This is a genomic window from Massilia oculi (assembly GCF_017582745.1).
Taxonomy (GTDB): Bacteria; Pseudomonadota; Gammaproteobacteria; order Burkholderiales; family Burkholderiaceae_D; genus Telluria; species Telluria oculi_A.
The window spans coordinates 1-1426 of sequence record NZ_JAFVIM010000080.1 but is presented as its reverse complement, the minus strand read 5'-3'; the positions used below and the strand labels follow the sequence as shown (position 1 = coordinate 1426).

At 63.2% G+C, this 1426-nt stretch carries 1 protein-coding gene; it reads left to right on the top strand.

From position 1 onward, the window contains the following. The first annotated feature begins 73 nt into the window (after positions 1 to 73). Positions 74 to 1272 (top strand): IS3 family transposase gene (locus J3U95_RS28195; RefSeq protein WP_208281770.1). Its coding sequence is split into 2 segments (ribosomal slippage): positions 74 to 353 and positions 353 to 1272, totalling 1200 coding nucleotides; the frame shifts between segments, so codons are not numbered across the junction. Positions 1273 to 1426 lie beyond the last annotated feature (154 nt).

Here is a 1426-nt window from a genome sequence, read left to right as displayed (position 1 = left end):
TATAGTGGATCCACCTTTTGAGACAGCGGCCACGGGGTAGTTTAAGCTGTCGTCCACGAAAGGATGACAGCAAATGGGTGAAGCAAAGAAACGCAAGGTGCACACGGCCGAATTCAAGGCCAAGGTAGGGCTGGAGGCGGTGCGCGGGGTGAGGACGATCACGGAGATTGCGCAGGCGTACAGCGTGCATCCTCAGCTGGTCGGGCAGTGGAAGAAGGAGATCCTGGAATCGGCCGGCGCCCTGTTCGAGACCAAGCGGGGCCCGAAGCCGGCCGAGGACAAGAGCGGCGAGGATCGGCTGTACGGAGAAATCGGGCGGCTGAAGATGGAGAACGACTGGCTTAAAAAAAAGTTGGGAGTGTGAGCCTGGATGCGCGGGTCGGCTGGGTCGACGGCGCCGACGAGTTGTCCTTGAGCCGTCAGTGCGAGCTGGCCGAAGTGCCGCGTGCGACAGTGTACCGGCGGCTCACCGCCACGGTGCCGGAAGAAGCGTGCGCCGACGATCTGCTGCTGTGCAAGCTGATCGACGAGGAGTACACGAGCAGACCGTTTTACGGCAGCCGGCGCATGGTGGTGTTCCTGAAGGGGACAGGCCATGTCGTCAATCGCAAGCGCGTGCAGCGCCTGATGCGCAGCATGGGGCTGGCGGGCATGGCGCCGGGGCCGAATACCAGCAAGCCGCAGCCGCAGCACAAGGTCTATCCGTACCTGCTGCGCGGCGTGGCGGTCACGCGGCCAAACCAGGTGTGGAGCACGGATATCACGTATATCAGGCTGGCGCGCGGCTTCGCCTACCTAGTTGCCGTGATCGACTGGTACAGCCGCAAGGTGCTGTCCTGGCGGCTCAGCAACAGCATGGACGCGTCGTTTTGCGTGGACTGCCTGGAGGACGCCCTGCGCGAGCATGGCCGGCCCGAGGTGTTCAACAGCGACCAGGGATCGCAGTTCACCAGCGCGGCCTTCACGGACGTGCTCAAGCGTGAAGGTGTGGCCATCAGCATGGACGGGCGCGGACGCGCCCTGGACAACATCTTCGTCGAGCGCCTGTGGCGCAACGTCAAGCATGAGGACGTGTACCTGAAGGGCTACGCCAATATGGCCGAGCTGACGGTCGGCCTGGCGCAGTACTTCGCTTTTTACAACGCCGAGCGGCCGCACCAGTCGCTTGGCTACCAGACGCCTGCCAGCGTCTACCGCAGTGGTATCGGCGGCGGTGCGCTGATCGTCGATAAGTACGGCAGTGCGCAAGTGCCGGAACTGGAGGCGGCATAAGCGCCGTCTGGCTTGCCGCCGGCGGCCACTGGAGGGTAAGGCTCTCCAGCGGCAAGGAGGGGGTATCACGGGGCAGCGCCGACCAGCTGCGATGACAGAAAACGACGCAGCTTAAACTCGCTGAAAAACTGTCTTGACCGATGGGTCCACTTTA